At 39.9% G+C, this 18,473-nt stretch carries 13 protein-coding genes and 1 pseudogene; 10 read left to right on the top strand and 4 right to left on the bottom strand.

Annotation, left to right across the window (positions count from 1 at the left end):
- Positions 1–9: 9 nt before the first annotated feature.
- The 7 genes and pseudogenes from ACT170_RS05245 (at position 10) to ACT170_RS05215 (ending at position 11,019) form a co-directional block, all read left to right on the top strand.
- Positions 10–945 (top strand): annotated as a pseudogene (locus ACT170_RS05245) (IS30 family transposase).
- Between the two features lie 441 nt (positions 946–1,386).
- Positions 1,387–5,298: a GH32 C-terminal domain-containing protein gene (locus ACT170_RS05240; RefSeq protein ID WP_444818093.1), complete on the top strand. Its 3,912-nt coding sequence runs from the start codon at positions 1,387–1,389 to the stop codon at positions 5,296–5,298.
- 259 nt (positions 5,299–5,557) lie between these two features.
- Positions 5,558–7,588, top strand: coding sequence for a BglG family transcription antiterminator (locus ACT170_RS05235; RefSeq protein WP_060933722.1), 2,031 nt, complete (start codon positions 5,558–5,560; stop codon positions 7,586–7,588).
- 3 nt (positions 7,589–7,591) lie between these two features.
- Entirely contained in the window at positions 7,592–7,876 is a 285-nt protein-coding gene (locus tag ACT170_RS05230) for a PTS sugar transporter subunit IIB (RefSeq protein ID WP_037612076.1), read from the top strand.
- A gap of 12 nt (positions 7,877–7,888) precedes the next feature.
- Positions 7,889–9,235, top strand: coding sequence for a PTS ascorbate transporter subunit IIC (locus tag ACT170_RS05225; RefSeq protein WP_060933721.1), 1,347 nt, complete (start codon positions 7,889–7,891; stop codon positions 9,233–9,235).
- A gap of 3 nt (positions 9,236–9,238) precedes the next feature.
- On the top strand, positions 9,239–10,096 hold the full coding sequence (locus tag ACT170_RS05220) for a transketolase (RefSeq protein WP_060933720.1): 858 nt from the start codon (positions 9,239–9,241) through the stop codon (positions 10,094–10,096).
- Entirely contained in the window at positions 10,093–11,019 is a 927-nt protein-coding gene (locus ACT170_RS05215) for a transketolase family protein (protein WP_060933719.1), read from the top strand. Before ACT170_RS05220 ends, ACT170_RS05215 begins: the two co-directional genes overlap by 4 nt.
- Before the next feature lie 91 nt (positions 11,020–11,110).
- On the opposite strand, the gene sdaAA is transcribed toward ACT170_RS05215, so the two are convergent.
- A complete protein-coding gene (gene sdaAA, locus ACT170_RS05210; RefSeq protein WP_060933718.1) occupies positions 11,111–11,980 on the bottom strand; it encodes an L-serine ammonia-lyase, iron-sulfur-dependent, subunit alpha in 870 nt (289 codons plus the stop codon).
- Between the two features lie 12 nt (positions 11,981–11,992).
- Positions 11,993–12,664, bottom strand: a complete 672-nt coding sequence (gene sdaAB, locus ACT170_RS05205; RefSeq protein WP_155124181.1) for an L-serine ammonia-lyase, iron-sulfur-dependent subunit beta — start codon at positions 12,662–12,664, stop codon at positions 11,993–11,995.
- Positions 12,665–12,942: 278 nt separating this feature from the next.
- Here sdaAB and ACT170_RS05200 point away from each other — a divergent pair, with 278 nt between their 5' ends.
- The 3 genes from ACT170_RS05200 to ACT170_RS05190 all read left to right on the top strand — a co-directional run bounded on the left by ACT170_RS05200 (position 12,943) and on the right by ACT170_RS05190 (position 16,089).
- A complete protein-coding gene (locus tag ACT170_RS05200) occupies positions 12,943–13,638 on the top strand; it encodes a YjjG family noncanonical pyrimidine nucleotidase (RefSeq protein ID WP_073951108.1) in 696 nt (231 codons plus the stop codon).
- Positions 13,639–13,710: 72 nt separating this feature from the next.
- The gene (gene uvrC / locus ACT170_RS05195; RefSeq protein ID WP_064525112.1) at positions 13,711–15,495 is read left to right on the top strand and encodes an excinuclease ABC subunit UvrC; all 1,785 of its coding nucleotides are present in this window, start codon (positions 13,711–13,713) and stop codon (positions 15,493–15,495) included.
- A 312-nt stretch (positions 15,496–15,807) separates the two neighbouring features.
- Positions 15,808–16,089, top strand: a complete 282-nt coding sequence (locus ACT170_RS05190) for a protein rep (protein WP_002891204.1) — start codon at positions 15,808–15,810, stop codon at positions 16,087–16,089.
- Here ACT170_RS05190 and ACT170_RS05185 read toward each other — a convergent pair.
- Positions 16,060–16,383, bottom strand: a complete 324-nt coding sequence (locus ACT170_RS05185) for a potassium channel family protein (RefSeq protein ID WP_037611796.1) — start codon at positions 16,381–16,383, stop codon at positions 16,060–16,062. The genes ACT170_RS05190 and ACT170_RS05185 overlap by 30 nt on opposite strands.
- Positions 16,384–16,633: 250 nt before the next feature.
- On the bottom strand, positions 16,634–18,184 hold the full coding sequence (locus tag ACT170_RS05180) for a BCCT family transporter (protein WP_037611795.1): 1,551 nt from the start codon (positions 18,182–18,184) through the stop codon (positions 16,634–16,636).
- Positions 18,185–18,473 lie beyond the last annotated feature (289 nt).

Below are 18,473 nucleotides of genomic sequence, written 5' to 3'. Positions count from 1 at the left end.
GGAAAAACTATGAGCTACTCCCATCTTACCATAACCGACCGAATAAAGATAGAAACTTACTTGGATTTAGGTTTGAAATCTTGCCAAATTGCAAGTAAACTTGGTGTCCATAAGTCTACCATTTCAAGAGAGTTAAGACGATGCCAAAATGGTTATTCCGCCGTCTTAGCACAGGAACAGTACGACCACAGGGCTAAGCAAAAGGGTCGGAAGTCTTGTTTGACACCAAAGTTGAAAAAGAAAATTGAGAAGGGGTTAAAAGCCTCTTGGTCACCTGAACAGATTTGTGGTCGCTATCAGCTTGAACAAAAGCCAATGGTAGCTTTTAAAACCATCTATAATTGGCTCTATGCTGGTTTGATTGATCCGGATTTAAGCGTCCTGCGCCGAAAGGGAAAAAGTCGACAGCCCAAAGAAACACGTGGGACATTTAGGATTGGCACGTCGATTGCCAAACGTCTTAAAGAGGTCAGGAATCGTGAGACTTTTGGCCACTGGGAGCTCGATACTGTGGTGTCTTCCAGAGGCAAAAGTAAGGGCTGTTTAGCGAACTTTCTAGAGCGAAAAACTCGTTTTTACTTAGCTTTCAAGATACCAGATAGAACAGCCAAAGCCATGTTTTCAGCTATCGAACAACTTTGTAGGCTATTTCCAAAAGAGACTCTTAAAACCTTCACTTCAGACAGGGGAAAAGAGTTTGCCTGCTATCCTCTGGTGGAGAACTTAGGAATTCCCTTTTTCTTTGCGGACGCCTATTCTTCCTGGTAGAGAGGAAGCAATGAAAACGCAAATGGCTTACTAAGAGAATATTTCCCAAAGAAAACAGATTTAGCCGCTATCTCTGAGGAGGCTTTGAACAAAGCCTTATATGATATCAATCACCGACCGCGAAAATGTTTAGCTTACAGAACTGCTTGTGAAGCTCTAGAGGATGAGTTTGACTAAATGTTGCACTTATTCTTGCAATTTATCATTTTTAATCGAAATATGAATCTTTCGGGTGGGTCCTGGATGTGGAGTGCTAGTCTTTTGATTTTACTGGCCGCTTTTGCCTAGCCTTTTGGGATTCTTTGGGATTGCTATTGTAACCATTGGTATTATTGGAAATAGCCTGCTAACAGGCTCAGATTAAACATAAGTAAGGGACTTTCGAATGGCAAATTCGGAAGTTTTTTATTTCTATTAAAAATATTATAGAAAAATGCGACATTTTCAGACGATAGTGCTATAATGATATTAAAAGTAAGCGTTTACCGTTTTAATGTAAATCCTAGAGATATTTCCGGAAATTTTGACAGGCTTATTAATAAAGGCGAATGTATTGACTTTGAATTTTCATGAAAAATGAGTTAACATTTAATGTTACTCTAAAGAAGGAGAAGAGTCATGAATGATACTGTTTGTAAAAATTGGTTTATGCGCAAAAGTGGGAAGACTTGGGTCTACGGCTGTGCCTTGGTAAGTTTTGCAGGTTTGGCCCTGGCTGGTCCTGTCTATGCGGACCAAGTGGAACAGGCAACTGTGAGCCAAGTACCTCAAGAAGTGGTAGCTAAAACTGACCATCAAGTTACCCCTCAAGCGGAGCTTACTCCTAGCACGACCAAGGAAGTCCCCCAAGTGGTAGAGCCGAGCCCGTCTCTTGTTTCCGAATCTGCTAAAACAGCTCAAGAGAATCCCACTCAGCCTATCCCTGACCAGTCAAAAGAAGTACAAACACAGGCTAGTGAGGCTGAGAAAGTAACTAACCAAGCGCAAGAAGCCGATTTGAATCAGACCAATCAAGAACAATCTCCAGTTGTAACGAATAGCACCAGTCCTGTTCATGTGACAGAGGAAAAAACGGATTTGCCTAATAATGAAGCAGTTACCAATCTTGAAGGGATGACCGCAGACCAAAATGGTCACTGGGAAATGCAGGCTGACGGTATTCATTCAGAAGCCAAAGACAAGGGAGACTCTTTCCTTTATTCTCAATCCGAGGGCAAGAATTTTATCTATTCAACAGATGTGACCTTCAAGGAAGCTGGTGGTGCCGCTGCCCTCATTTTCCGTGGTAACAATGATAGTAGCGATAAAAATATGTACGGGGTCAACGTAGACTCTGGTAACCATAAGGTTAAGTTTTGGCGTTGGGTCAATAATCATGATATTCAACTTGTAGACGAAAAAGATGTAACACCAACTGCCGATGAAACCTACAATCTTAGAGTAGTTGCGGCTAATCAGTGGCTATCTTACTATGTCAATGATGTGCTTGTCGCAAGTACAGGTGACGCTGTTCTTCAAAAAAGTGACAAGGGTCAACCTCAAGTCCTTCCAGAAGGTTACTTTGGACTTCTTAATTGGAATGCCAATGTCATTTTCAAAAACACCCGCTATGTTAATCTTGATGATGCCAGTCTTCCTTTGATTGACAATCTTGTGGTGACCTCAAAGACAGGATCTGTTGAAAAACAAGCCCAATTCTTCTCCCAAGAACCACTTCATATCCAATATGTAGGGCATAATGCTGAGACGGTAGGCTTTGACATTACTAAGCACAATCCTAATGCTGTCATCAAGGTTGAAGATGCCAAAGGAAATGTCTACACAGATATTTCTCAATTGCCAGTGGCTGTAGGTTCCAATTACTTTACTATTGAAAGTAGTGTGACCGATTCGCTTGGTCGTCCAGTGACCTTGACCTACCGTGTCAATATCCACCGAAGACAGAGCGATGATGTCTATTACAACGAGCTTTACCGTGATCAGTATCATTATTCTGTTAAGGATGGCTGGGCTAATGACCCTAATGGCTTGGTCTTCTACAAAGGACGTTACCATCTTTTCTATCAATTTTACGATGATACCAAATGGGGTCCAATGCACTGGGCTCATGCGACCAGCCGAGACTTGCTTCATTGGGATGAAGAGCCAATTGCTTTTTATCCAGATGCAACAGGTCACATGTTCTCAGGCTCTGTCGTGGTTGATAGTACCAATAGCTCAGGTCTCTTCAAATCTCCGGAAGGCGGTCTGGTAGCTATTATCACTTCAAATGGTAATGGGCAACGGATTGAAATTGCCTATAGTGAGGACGAGGGTAGAACTTGGCAAAAATATGATAAGGTGGTTGCCGACTGGTCTCAGGACCCACTTCAAAACCAAGATTTCCGTGATCCTAAGGTCTTTCGCTGGGATAACCAATGGTTTATGGTCCTTGCTGGTGGTCCACTCCGCATTTATTCCTCACCAGATTTGAAGAACTGGCAGGTTGAAACAACCTATAAGGATTTGCATACGGAATGTCCTGACCTCTATCCAATTGTGGCCAATGATGGGGCACTCAAGTGGGTCCTCTCACGTGGTGGTCGTTCTTACAAGGTTGGAGACTTTAAACAAGTGGATGGTAAGTGGGCCTTTGTAGCTGATGAAGTTTACCAAGAACATGATGAAATCATGAATTTTGGTAAGGATTCCTATGCTGCCATGACTTACTATGTTCATGATTTTGGGACAGCTGACCATCCAAACATCCCGCAATTGACTGAAATCAACTGGATGAACACTTGGGAAGATTATTGCAATCTAGTTGCAGATACTGTTGGTCAAAAATTTAATGGTACCTTTAACCTTAACCTTGACCTTGGTTTGGTTAAATCAGGCGACCGTTACCTCTTAACACAAACACCTGTTAAGGCCTATGAAAGCCTTCGTGATACAGATAATGCCCAGTATTTTGAAAATGTCAGAGTAGCTTCTGACAATGAACTGCTTAAAGATTTCTCAGGTGATACTTATGAAGTGGTTTCTCACTTTGTACCAGGTAAGGACACGACTGCAGTTGGATTTAACCTTCGCGTCGGTGATGGTCAAGCTACAAAGGTCGTTTACGATTTAACCAAGGAAACTTTGTCTATTGACCGTAGCCAATCTGGGACAATTCTTTCTGATGCCTTTGCTAAGGTTAATAGCCAACAAGTGACTCGCAATGAAGATGGTTCTATTGATTTGCATCTTTATGTGGACCGTGCGAGTGTGGAAGTCTTTGCTAAGGGCAATACGGTAGCTGGTGCCAATCAGATTTTCCCAAGCCCAAGAGCCGTTGGAGCGAGCGTCTTGGTTGAAGGTGGTCCAGCCAAAGCAAATATTGCTATCTACCCAATTAAGAGTACTTGGACTGACAAGAAGGAAGTCACTAAGGCTGTTGCCATGAACACCACAGTTGCAGGTGATTTGACCCTCGAAGTTGGTCAAAGCAAGGACTTGCAGGTTTACCTCGCACCCGCTTCTGAAGAGCAAGATGTGACATGGACGGTCAGTGATCCAAGTTTGGTGTCATATACTGAACATGACAATAAACTTTCTCTCAAAGCTCTTCATAAAGGTCATCTCACTGTTACAGCAACCTCAGTTGAAAATCCTTCATTGACCAAGACCTTTAAGATTGCCATCACTCTCAATAATTTTGCGACCAACCTTAAAGGCTTGAAAGCTGTCACTGGTAATTGGTATATTGATGACGATACGCTTTACGATAGCAATGTCAGTGCCAATGACTTCTTCATGGCTTATGAAAGTAATGGCTTCAAGCAATTTGACTATGATATCGACGTCAAATACCAACATGGATTGGTCAACCTCTTTGTAGCTGCGGAACGTGAAGAACCAGGCCGTGCCTACTCTGTCCAATTTGCTGACAACGATACTGTACGTCTCTTCCGTTTTGGTGGTGAAACCATCGCTGAAGCTCATCTGGATAAAGCAATCAACGATGGTCAGTACCACCACGTCAAGGTTGAAAAGGGCAAGGACACCATGACAGTCTATGTCGATGGTAAGGAAGTGCTCCATCATCAATTTGATGCCGTGGATAATTACTTCAATCAAGCCCATGTAGGTGTTGGTCTTTGGGATGGAGCAGTAGAATTCAAAAATTTCTTCGTTACTGAAAAAATGACAAACACAAGTAGTGACACCACTGACGAGCCGATCAAACCTGATCCTCAACCACAACCTAGTCCAGAACCAAGTCCGGAAAATAAACCAGATGAACCTGAGCATCAACCTGAGGTTGCTCCAGAGCCTGAACCAACTGGACAAAATAATAGCCATGACAATACAAGTACAGTACCAAATCCATCTCAGGATAATACTGGTAAGGAAGAAGAAAGTAAGACTCCAGTGGAAACACCTAAGACTATTGCTCCAATAGTTGACAATCTCCTAAAAACATTTAACAAATTTAGTCTATCAACCTTCCTTGCAAGTATTGCCAAAGAAACATGGCACTTTTTGACAAAATGGTTATTCAACTAAGATCAAAACGTTGAAAAGGCTATATAAGAAGAAAAAACTTAGAAGCACTCATACTTCTAAGTTTTTTTGCTTAGAAATAGTCATGGGATGATTCAGTTCTTTTCAAAAGGTTTGATTTTGTAAGTCGCTTTATTTTAAAATCCATTAAAATACTATCTTGGGCACAATCTAAAGAGTTTTTACAACGTTCTAAATTGTGCCCTAATTATCTTTATGTTTTGTAAGCGGTGTCATATAATCTAAGTAGAAAGGTTAAAAAATGATTGATCATAAAATTATAGTAGTTTTGATAACATTACTGGCTAATCAAAATCTTTCTTTGTATGAGTTATCTGTAAAAACTCGTTGCTCAATAAAAGACGTTAGAGATTGTATCAATCAATTAACTATTTATCTTGATAACCGAGGAATAAAAATCGAGCAAGATAAAGGGAGGTATTACGTTACTGGCATACTAAACGATGAAAATATAGCGACTTTAATTGGTTCTGAAGAATTACAGCTTCCCAAAAGGATTCGTTTACAGTTAATTTACCTTTATACTTTTTGTCGGACGGATTTTGTTTCCAATTGGCACTATCAAGATTTTTTGAAGGTTAGTAAGAATACCACCTTGTCTGATATTCGTTCTTTGAGAAAGAATCTGCAAACTCATCACTTGGATATAGAATATTCTAGATCTCAAGGATACATTATACTTGGTGATGAAAAACAGAAACATTTGATGGCTTTTAAAGTCATTAATGAGTTACTAAACTCTCCTGTCGGACTTTGGGGACTTGAATATGTTATTTCTGCTTGGCCTCATGGTATTACCTTTGAGATTTTAAATAAACTTGTTCAGGATTATTCAAAAATTCTACATCTTACGCCAATTTCCGATAAGTTACAAGAATGTTTGTATGGAATAACGCTTATTTTATGTCGTTATCAAAGGAAAGTTTCCAGAGTAGTTTCAGAGGAGATAGAGGCTCCTTCTCAGATACGTAATTTGGCAGATATTTTATTGGATAATGCTTATGATTTAGGGGGATTTGATAGTAATTTTACTAGATCAGATCGCCAATATATAGCTGGGCTCTTGTCTAGTGGTTTTGAAGGAAATACCTCTGTTGATTTTAGTTATTTCCAAACTTTAACGGATCAAATTGTAGAAAAAATGGAAAGTATTACACTTTTACAATTTTCTAAGCAAGCCACGCTCAAAGATAATTTGATGAAGCATTTGATTCCAGTTTACTATCGCTTAAAATTTGGTCTTCCTAGTTCAAATGATTATACAGATAGGATAAAAGAACAGCATCCAGACTTATTTGAATTCGTTAAGGAATCCTTGGAGCCCTTGTCAAAGGTTGTAGGTCAACCTATTCCAGACAGTGAAATAGCTTACTTTGTCGTTCATTTTGGTGGTTATCTTAAGAAGAAGGAGACGACTAGAAAAAACTACAAAGCAGTTATTGTCTGTCCAAATGGTACGAGCTCTTCACTTATGATAAAGGAAAACCTACGCATTTTATTTCCGCAGGTTAGCTTTATCGGAGTTACTCGAGTTGATCGTTTGCATGAGTTTAAGGATGAAGAATTCGATTTAGTATTTTCAACAGTAAAAGTTGATACTAAAAAACCTCAGTATTTAGTATCAGTAATGATGTCTGTTGAGCAATCTTCACAATTAGTGCAATTAGTCTCAAAAGATTTTCCAGAAATGGATTCCAAAGATATTGAGCTAGAGAGGTTGCTTGAGTTGATTAAGCGATTTGCTTCAGTTTCACAAGAATCAGAATTACGCATTGCTCTGAAAAAATTTATATATGAAGAAATTCAGAGAAAGGAAGTGTTACCTTTGTTACAAGATTTAATTACGGAAAAAATGTTTCATAGAAGTTCAGAAAAAATGGGATGGAAGGACGCTATTCGAAAAGCATCTCAGCCATTGTTGGAAAGTGGCCAAATTACCGCCAACTACCCAGAAGCAATGATTGGAAAAGTCGAAGAATTTGGACCTTTCATTAATCTAGGAAAGGGAATTGCGATTCCCCATGCTAGACCCGAAGATGGTGTTAATGAAGTGGGCATGTCCATGTTGGTTTTAGACCACCCAATTTATCTGCTGGATGATCCAGCTCAAGAAATTCGTTTATTAATTTGTATTGCTGCTGTCGATAATCAGACTCACCTAAAAGCATTAAAACATCTTACGATGATTTTACGTGATAATGCTAAGGTTGAAAGATTGTTAACAGCTCAAGAGTTTAATGATATCAAAGAAATTATTCAACAGGAGGACTAAATTATGTTGAGAATTGGTACAGCGTGTGGTTCAGGACTAGGTTCTAGCTTTATGGTTCAAATGAATATCGAATCTATTCTTAGCGAACTAGGAGTGACTGGTGTTGAGGTTGAACACTATGATTTAGGTGGTGCGGATCCAAGTGCTGCGGATATTTGGATTGTTGGACGTGACTTGGAAGATTCAGCAGGACACCTAGGTGACGTAAGGGTACTAAATAGCATTATTGATATGGATGAGCTGAAAGAATTAGTAACTAAAATTTGTGAAGAAAAGGGTCTTATTTAGGAGGTTCTATCAATGATTAAGTTCTTATTAGATATTGTAAGTACACCAGCCATATTGGTGGCTTTAATTGCTATTCTAGGTTTGGTGCTTCAAAAGAAAGCATTACCAGATATTATTAAGGGTGGTATTAAAACCTTTGTAGGTTTTCTAGTTGTATCAGGTGGTGCAGGAATTATTCAAAGTTCCTTGAATCCATTCGGAACAATGTTTGAAAAAGCCTTCCATCTATCAGGAGTTGTACCAAATAATGAAGCGATTGTAGCGGTTGCCTTGACAACTTACGGCTCAGCAACAGCCATGATTATGTTTGCAGGTATGGTCTTCAATATTCTTATTGCAAGATTTACCCGCTTCAAATATATCTTTTTGACAGGTCATCATACGCTTTATATGGCATGTATGATTGCGGTTATCTTATCAGTTGCTGGATTTACTAACTTACCATTAATTTTATTGGGTGGTCTAGCTTTAGGTATTATCATGAGTCTATCGCCAGCTTTCGTTCAGAAATACATGGTTCAATTAACTGGTAATGATAAAGTTGCCTTAGGTCACTTTAGTTCATTGGGATATTGGTTAAGTGGATTTGTTGGTGGTCTTGTTGGGGATAAATCAAAATCAACAGAAGATATAAAATTCCCAAAAAGTTTAGCATTCTTACGTGATAGTACTGTAAGTATTACAATTTCAATGTCAATTATCTATCTAATCGTTGCCATTTTTGCAGGGTCAGGGTACATTGAAAAAGAATTGAGTAGTGGTACTAGTGGTTTAGTTTATGCCCTTCAATTGGCTGGACAATTTGCTGCAGGAGTATTTGTCATCCTCGCTGGTGTTCGTTTAATTTTGGGTGAAATTGTACCAGCCTTTAAGGGAATTTCTGAACGCTTGGTTCCAAATTCTAAACCAGCTCTGGACTGTCCGATTGTTTATCCATACGCTCCCAATGCGGTCTTGATTGGTTTTATCTCTAGTTTCGCTGGTGGTTTGGTAAGTATGGCCCTTATGATTGCTACTGGATCTGTTGTCATTTTGCCAGGTGTTGTTCCTCATTTCTTCTGTGGTGCAACTGCAGGGGTTATTGGTAATGCCTCAGGTGGTGTTCGTGGAGCAACAATTGGTGCCTTTTTACAAGGTGTTCTGATTAGCTTCTTGCCAGTATTCTTGATGCCTGTTCTTGGTTCTCTTGGATTCCAAGGTTCTACTTTCTCAGATGCAGACTTTGGTTTGTCAGGAATTATTCTTGGTGTTCTAAACCAAGTTGGTTCACAAGCTGGTATTATTATTGGTCTTATCGTTGTCCTTGTAGCTATGGTTGGAATTTCTCTCGTTTATAAAGCACCTGCTAAGGAGGAGTAAGCTATGGCCCTAAGTCCAAAAGAGGTACATGAATTAAAGTCTTTTGCTACCAAAATTAGATTAAATACACTGGAAACCTTGAATCATTTAGGATTTGGACATTATGGTGGAAGTCTCTCTGTCGTAGAAGTACTTGCCGTGTTATACGGAAAAGTGATGAATATGGCTCCAGAGCAATTTAAGAAGAAGGATAGAGATTACTTCGTTTTATCTAAAGGACATGCTGGTCCTGCTCTATATAGCACACTTTATTTAAAAGGATTTTTTGATAAAGACTTTCTTCATTCTTTAAATACGAATGGTACGCGACTTCCGTCACATCCAGATAGAAATCTAACTCCAGGAGTTGATATGACGACAGGCTCTTTGGGTCAAGGAATTAGCGTTGCTACTGGAATAGCTTATGGTCAAATTATAAATGATTCTCCACATTTTACATATACAATTGTTGGTGATGGTGAGTTAAATGAGGGTCAATGTTGGGAAGCAATTCAATTTGCAGCACATCATAAATTGAGAAATCTCTTGGTATTTGTTGATGATAATAAAAAACAACTTGATGGGACGACAGAGGAGGTCTGCAATCCTGGCGACTTTGTTGAGAAGTTTAAAGCCTTTGGATTTGAAACGATTCGTGTAGATGGCTCAGATATTAAGGAAATTTACGATGCGATTATTGAATTGCAATCTTCGACCTCTAACCAACCAAAGTGTATTGTCCTAGATACTGTGAAAGGACAAGGAGTTCCTGAACTTGAAACTATGACAGCTAATCATCATTTACGCCCTTCAGATGAACAAAGAGCAATGTTAGAAAAAGCAGTGTTTGACTTGCGTAAGCGGCTGGAGGATATGGTATGAAAAGAGAAGCAAAAGAAATGCGTCTAGTTTACAGAGATTTCCTACTTGATATTAATAAAAGTCATCCGGAAGTTGTTGCATTAGAAGCGGATCTATCGAGTTCAATGGGAACAAATAATTTAGGGAAAGCATTTGGCATGCGATACATTAATGGTGGAATCATGGAATCAGAGATGGTCGGCCTTTCTGCTGGTTTATCCATCCAAGGGTTTAAACCTTATTTCCATACGTTTGGACCATTTGCTTCAAGGAGAGTATTTGACCAGTTGTTTATTTCACTTGGCTATGCTCAATTAAGTGCAACTGTTATTGGATCAGACGCCGGTATTAGTGCTGAGATGAATGGTGGAACGCATATGCCTTTTGAGGAGCTTGGTCTCCTTCGCTTAGTCCCTAACGCTACGGTTTTTGAAGTTAGTGATGATATCCAATTTGAGTCAGTATTGCAACAGACTTTACATTTGAGTGGCTTAAAATATATTAGAACTATTCGGAAAAAACCATCCCCTCTATATAAAGGAGATGAAGACTTCTCTAAAGGGTATATTAATCTAAAACAAGGAAAAGATCTTACTTTGGTTTGTTGTGGAATAATGGTTGCTCCTTGTTTAGAAGTAGCGAACTCTTTAGAAAAAGAAGGTTATTCGGTTGGTGTCATTGATCTCTTTCGTGTTAAACCAATTCATCCTGAGGTAGAAACTTTGTTGTTGGATAAACCAGTACTAACTGTTGAAAATCATAATGTTATAGGTGGTTTAGGTAGTGCGATCTGTGAAATGATGGCGACCAAAGTAAATACACCAGTTTATCGACTTGGTATAAAAGAACGTTTTGGCCAAGTAGGACAACAAGATTATCTTCTTAAGGAATATGGTTTAGATAAAGATAGTATCAGACGAGAAATCCAACAGATTCTATCCTAAGTTTAGACATAGCTGAAAAAGGCAAACATCTACTAAAAGATGTTTGCCTTTTATATGTTTGAATTAGTAATCTACGGATATCGACTAATTCTCAACCAAAGATTTCTTTTGCGAGTGCTTTTCCTTTCGGAGTTGCTGCTAAGCCACCTTCAGCAGTTTCACGGAAGGCAGTTGGCATGGCTGAACCTACCTGATACATAGCGTCAACAACCTGGTCGACTGGAATGGCAGATGTGATACCTGCCAAGGCCATATCGGCAGCTACTAGGGCAAAACTTGCTCCCATAGCATTACGTTTGACACAAGGAACCTCGACCAATCCGGCTACTGGGTCGCAAATGAGTCCCAACATATTTTTTAGTACAAAGCAGATGGCCTGGCTAGCTTGGAAGGGGGTTCCACCAGCAGCTATTGTAATAGCGGCAGCAGCCATAGCAGAGGCAGAGCCAACTTCGGCCTGACATCCTCCCTCTGCTCCAGAAATTGAGGCGTTATTTGCGATGACTAGACCAAATGCGCCAGCAGTGAAGAGAAAATCTAGTTGTTGTGATTGGCTCAAGCCCAATTTTTCGATAGCTGTTGTTAGAACAGCGGGCAAACAACCTGCTGAACCAGCCGTTGGTGTGGCACAAACCAAGCCCATCTTGGCGTTAGATTCATTGACGGCCATGGCATTTCTAGCAGCCCCCAGAACAGCAGAATCAGCCAGGGTCTTTCCATTTTTGATATAAGCATCCAGTTTGGCAGCATCTCCCCCGGTTAAGCCAGTTGGTGATTTCTCAGGGGATAGACCAGCCTGAACAGACTCTATCATCACTTCAAGATTTCGAGTCATAAGAGATAGGATTTCAGGACGTTCACGTCCAGTTAGCTCTGTTTCTGTGGCAATCATGAGCTCTGCGATATTACCTTGGTAATCTCGGTCAGCTTGTTGAACCAATTCTTCAATAGTGTAAAACATGCAATCCCCCTCTTAGCTGAAAAAGTTGACATTATGTAGATGAGGAATTCTAGCAATTTCATTGACGGCCTCATCACACTGGTGCGAGTCAATTTCTATAATCATAATAGCCTTCTCACCAGCATTTTCTCGAGTGACGGTCATCTGAGCGATATTGATACCATAACGAGATAAAATATCGGTCACAAGAGCAATCATTCCTGGAACATCTTGGTGGACTATGATAAGAGTCGGTGTATTCATCTTGAGATTGACCGCAAAACCATTGAGTTCAGTTACTTGGATATTTCCTCCACCGATAGAAACACCTGTGGCAGAAATGGTTTTTTTATCATTTTTTAAGGTAATACGAGTCGTATTGGGATGCGGCGCATTACTATCCTTGTTGATTTTCCAGTAGACCTTAATGCCTTTTTCGTATGCGATATCCAGAGCGCGTGGAATGTCAGGGTCGTCGGTTTCCATACCTAAAATACCAGCTACTAGAGCTACATCAGTCCCGTGACCTCGATAGGTTTTGGCAAAGGAATTAAAGAGTTGAAATTCTACCTCAGTCGGTGTCTCACCAAAGATGGCAGAAACAATCTTGCCAATACGAACAGCTCCTGCAGTATGGCTAGAGGAAGGCCCGACCATGACAGGTCCGATGATGTCAAAAACGGATTGAAATTTTAAATTTTTCATAACACGCCTCGTTTGATTAATCTTGTATTTTCAGTATACCACGAATTAGAGCGATTAGGTATTTAAGTAAAAATCTATAGAAATAGTAAAAAAATAATCTACTTTAAGCTTTCTTTAAGGTTCAATGGATATAATAGCAGCCTATTAAGTAAGCAATACTTATTTTTCATAAATCTGAGTGGGCGGCCTGCGGGTCGCCCTTTTGTGTTTCTTTATTTATATATAGCTGGATTGTGGTAAAATAGAGCCTAAAGATTTCCAGTTAGAAAGGATATACCATGACCTACACCCATTTACTTTTCGACCTTGACCACACCCTCCTAGATTTTGACCGTGCTGAAGATTTGGCTTTGACCTACCTTCTTGAAGAGGCTGGGGTGGCTTCACGAGATCTTAAAGTTTACAAGGATCACTATATCCCCATGAATCGTTCCATGTGGGAAGATCTCAATCATGGTTTAATCACTAAGCCGGAATTGCTTCGCACGCGCTTTTCTCGTCTTTTTGAGCATTTTGGACAGGAGGTTGATGGCAGTCACTTAGCTGGCCGTTACCAGCATTTCTTGAGCCAACAGGGGCAGGAGTTGCCTCAGGCCCATGCTTTCTTATCGAATGTTAAAGACCGAGGTCACAAGATATATGCAGCAACTAATGGTGTTAGCTACATCCAACGTGGTCGTCTGCAAGCCTCAAGCATCTTGCCATTCTTCGACGATATTTTCATTTCAGATGAAGTGGGCGCCCACAAACCGTCTACTGACTTTTTTGAAAAAATTTCGGATCAGGTAAATGACTTTCATCCCGATTCGGCCCTCATGATTGGTGATAGTCTAACTGCTGATATCCAAGGTGGTAATAATGCAGGAATTGACAGCATTTGGTTTAATCCAAAAGGTTTGGTTAATGAGACTCCGGCTATTCCAACCTATCAAGTCAAAAACTACCAAGAAATCTTGACGATTTTGAGCAAATAGGCCACTTTTCAAAATTGTATTCAACCATGACTATTAAGAGCTTTTCAGCTCTTTTTTTGCTACAATGAAAGCATGAATGATCTGATTAAACATAAGTTGGAATTACTCCCAAACAACCCGGGGTGCTATCTCCACAAGGATAAATTCGGCAATATTATCTATGTCGGTAAGGCTAAAAATCTAAAAAATCGTGTGCGTAGCTATTTTCGTGGAAGCCATGATACCAAGACAGAGCTTTTGGTATCTGAGATTGCAGATTTTGAATTTATCGTAACCGAGTCCAATATTGAGGCCTTGCTTTTGGAAATTAATCTTATCCAAGAGAATATGCCTAAATTCAACATCCGCCTCAAGGATGACAAGTCTTATCCATTTATCAAGATTACTAAGGAGCTCTATCCAAGGCTCATGATTACTCGCCAGGTTAAGAAGGATGGCGGTCTCTATTTTGGTCCTTACCCAGACTCTGGTGCAGCTAATGAAATTAAGAAGCTTTTGGACCGTATTTTCCCCTTTAAGAAATGTAAAAATCCCGCCAACAAGGTCTGTTTCTATTACCATATTGGCCAATGTAATGCCCATACCATCTGTCACACCACTGAAGACTATTGGCAAGGTTTGGTTGAGGATGTCAAGAATTTCCTAAACGGTCATGATGATAAAATCGTTAATCAGCTTAAGGCCAAGATGAAGGATATGTCTGACCAGATGGAGTTTGAGCGTGCTGCGGAGTATCGTGATTTGATTGAGGCAGTATCGACGCTCAGGACTAAGCAAAGGGTTATCCGTCAGGACATGCAGGACCGTGATATCTTCGGTTACTACGTGGACAAGGGGTGGATGTGTGTTCAGGTTTTCTTTGTTCGCCAAGGGAAACTCATTCAGCGTGATGTCAATATGTTCCCATATTATAATGATGCTGAGGAAGATTTTCTAACTTATATGGGTCAATTTTACCTGGATAGTCGGCATCTCAAGCCTAGGGAAATTTTTATTCCTGGAGACATTGATCAAGAGTCTGTCGAAGCTCTGGTCGGAGATGAAGTCAAGGTTTTTAAACCACAAAGAGGCGAGAAAAAGCAGTTGGTTAATCTGGCGACGAAAAATGCCCGAGTCAGTTTGACCCAAAAATTTGATCTCCTCGAAAAAGACTTGGCTAAGACCCAAGGAGCTATTGAAAATCTAGGCAAACTCATGGGGATTCCGACACCGGTCCGTATCGAGTCTTTCGATAACTCTAATATCATGGGAACTAGCCCTGTCTCTGCCATGGTTGTCTTTGAAAATGGTAAACCTAATAAAAAAGAGTACCGCAAATATAAGATTAAGACTGTTGAAGGCCCTGATGATTATGCCAGTATGCGTGAGGTCATTCGTCGTCGCTATAGTCGTGTCAAACGAGATGGTTTAACGCCACCAGACCTCATTATCATGGATGGTGGTCAAGGTCAGGTCAATGTCGCCAAGGACGTCCTTCGTAATGAGCTGAATCTATCTATCCCAGTTGCAGGTCTTCAGAAAAATGACAAGCACCAAACCAATGAATTGCTCTTTGGGGATCCTTTGCGAGTCATTGATTTGCCACGTCAATCCGAGGAGTTTTTCCTCCTTCACCGCATTCAGGATGAAGTTCACCGCTTTGCCATCACCTTCCATCGTCAAGTCCGTAGTAAGAATAGTTTCAGTTCTAAACTTGATGGCGTGGAGGGGTTAGGACCTAAGCGCAAACAAAAACTCCTCAAACACTTCAAGTCTATGACAGCTATCCAAAAAGCTACTGTTGAGGATATCCATTCCCTTGGCATTCCAGAAAAAGTAGCAGAGGCTCTGTTAGATAAATTAAATGATAACAATTAAGTTAGACTTTTCAAGTAACTCAGAAAAACTTGGTAGGGTGATTGATAATTCAATGATTTCCTAGGAATTCTATTTCTTGAGAGTGGGACAGAAATCGGTAATTCGTTAGAATTCGATTTCGTCGTCCCACCTCCGCACAGTTGAGTAGGGCAGTAAAAGCTGATGAAATCAGCGTAGTAGAGCCCACTCAACCACTGCGTCTTGCTCGACAATCCAAAAACAATAAAGAGGCTAGGACTTTTGTCCCAGCCTCATAATTTTGAGAAATATTAGTAAAATCCATTTGATGTCGAGAAAGAGAATGACAAACAAGTGATTGTCTTGCCTGAAGAGACGAAGGAACGGATAACGGGTGATTTGTTTGAGGGACTTTATCGGAAACGACAGATTGGATTTGGAAAACTCTTCAAGACTATCAAGAAAGAATTAGACTTAGATGATGTCGAAGATGGTAATCTTGTTCAGACTGGAGAGGATAGTCAAGAAGTATCGCGAGGTCAGGAAATTGTAGCCGTTTGGAATTGGCAGAGAAAGAATTATTTTTTACAGTTACTAAGAAATATGTTAGTCAGTTTTATTATTAGGTGTATTTAATTTGCTGTAGTAATTGACAATTACGGCTGATAAGCATCCAAAAAAAATAAGTCCATATACAGTTAAAAAGACGCTAGTAATACGTCCGATTAGAGTAGTAGCTAGTATATCTCCGTAACCTACTGTTGTTGATGTGACAAAAGCATACCATAGTCCATCCCAGTAATTACTTATTTGAGGTTCAACTAATAAAAGTATTCCTCCTGAAATAAAAATAAAACTTACAAAACTTGTCAAAAATTGATTAAAACCTGTAACTTTTATAATATGAAATAGAGTATTTAAACGTTTCATTTGGTTCTCCTTTGTTATAGTGTTAATGAAAATTATAGCATACAAAAAGTGTCTAAATATGTATTTTAGAAACTTTTTATATTAATTTTTATTATGTTTTCTTGATAGTAAGCCTCTATCGTTACAAGCTCGTTTGTGGTAAGATGAGTATAGGTCATTTATCTTAGTTCCTTTCAGACAAATGTGGTGTTTATCTGAGCCTAACATAGATGGCTTTTTCTGTCTAGCTTCGTTTTACAAATTGGGTTATTTATTCTTCATAAGATTTGAAGGGTTGATCTTTTTTAGGGTATCGCGTCGGTGTGATTGACAGTCCCATCTTGTCTTTTTCGTGTAGCAATTCAATGACTAGGGAAACCATGATCAGTACCATGATGAGTGAAAATGGAAAGGCTACGATAATCAGCGTATTTTGCAAGGCTACTAAGCCCCCTGAAAGAAGTAAGACGATGGCAATAGTCGCAAGGAGTACGCCCCAGAAGATTTTAAGGTTATTCTTTGGTTTGAGATTCCCATCATCAGAGAGCATAGCTAGCACATAGGTCGCAGAGTCTGCTGACGTGATAAAGAAGGTAATGATCAAGATGATGGCAACAACGGAGGCAATAAAACCAAATGGCAGTTGACTGAAGGTTGCAAACAAGGTCTGCTCACTTGGAAACTGTGTTAAATCTACATTTCCAAGTGATTGAACATGCGTTGAAAGTGTTCCAAAGGTAGAAAACCATAAAAAGCTTAATACAGTCGGTGCTAATAAGACGATGGATAGAAATTGTCTGATACTACGTCCTTTAGAAATTCTGGCAATAAAAACTCCCACGAATGGTGACCAAGAAATCCACCAAGCCCAATAGAAAATCGTCCAAGTATTGATCCAGTCACGATTGTATTGACCAAAGGAACCAGCACTGAAACTCATACGGAAGAAATTGGAAATATACAGTCCGATACTATCGGTCAAGGTATTAAAAATCTGGACTGTGGGACCGATGATTATGGTGATGGCGAGTAGTCCAATCGCTAAAATAAGATTGGTGTTTGATAAGATTTTTACCCCTTTTCCAAGACCAGAAAGGGCTGAAATGGTAAAGAGGATGGTTGTGATAATGATGATAATAACTTGCACAAGGGCATTGTTTGGAATACCAAAGAGGTAGTTGAGTCCCCCATTGATTTGGGCTGCCCCAAAACCAAGAGTGGTTGCCACCCCGATAACAGTAGCGACCACTGTAATCGTATCTACGATCTTACCAAGGATACCGTTTGTTTTTTTACCAAACAAGGGCTTTAAGGTAACCGATAAAAGATATTTCTCTTTTTTTCGGAAACCAAAGTAGGCGAGGGCCAGGGCGATTAAAGCATATATTGCCCAGGCATGGATGCCCCAGTGAAAGAAAGTGTAACGGAAAGCATCGGCTAAGGCTTCCTGCGACCCTGGGGTAGCTCGTACCGTTGAAATGGCATAATGGGATAAGGGCTCTGCGGCACCGTAGAAGACAAGGCCGATTCCCATTCCAGCAGAAAATATCATGGCAATCCAAGAGATAGTAGAGTGTTCAGGCACCGAATTGGGTTCCCCCAGTTTGATTTGCCCAACGGGACTAACCAGGAAAAAGCCACAAAGTAGAACGATTGACGTGACCAGTAATAAGTAAAACCAGCCAAGTTTATCTGAAATAACTTCCCTTAGTTGTTCTGACCAAACTTGGTAGCCGTCAGGCATAACAATACCAAGAAGGACGAGGATAGCCAGTAGCACAAAAGAGGTTTTTAAGACCGGCGTTAAATTTTTAGTTGACATAAAGTCTCCTTTCATTCTCTACCATTATATCAAAAATGATAAAAACTTAAAAATGAGGGGAGATTAGATAACACCCAGCTAGTTATAATTTTTAGTTGATTAACTAGAGACGTTTAAGAACCTAAATTGTCAAATTAAGTTAGACTTTTCAAGTAACTCAGAAAAACTTGGTAGGGTGATTGATAATTCAATGATTTCCTAGGAATTCTATTTCTTGAGAGTGGGACAGAAATCGGTAATTCGTTAGAATTCGATTTCGTCGTCCCACCTCCGCACAGTTGAGTAGGGC

The organism is Streptococcus sp. cx1 (assembly GCF_052384325.1).
Taxonomy (GTDB): domain Bacteria; phylum Bacillota; class Bacilli; order Lactobacillales; family Streptococcaceae; genus Streptococcus; species Streptococcus salivarius_G.
This window is presented reverse-complemented; position numbering and strand designations above follow the sequence as displayed.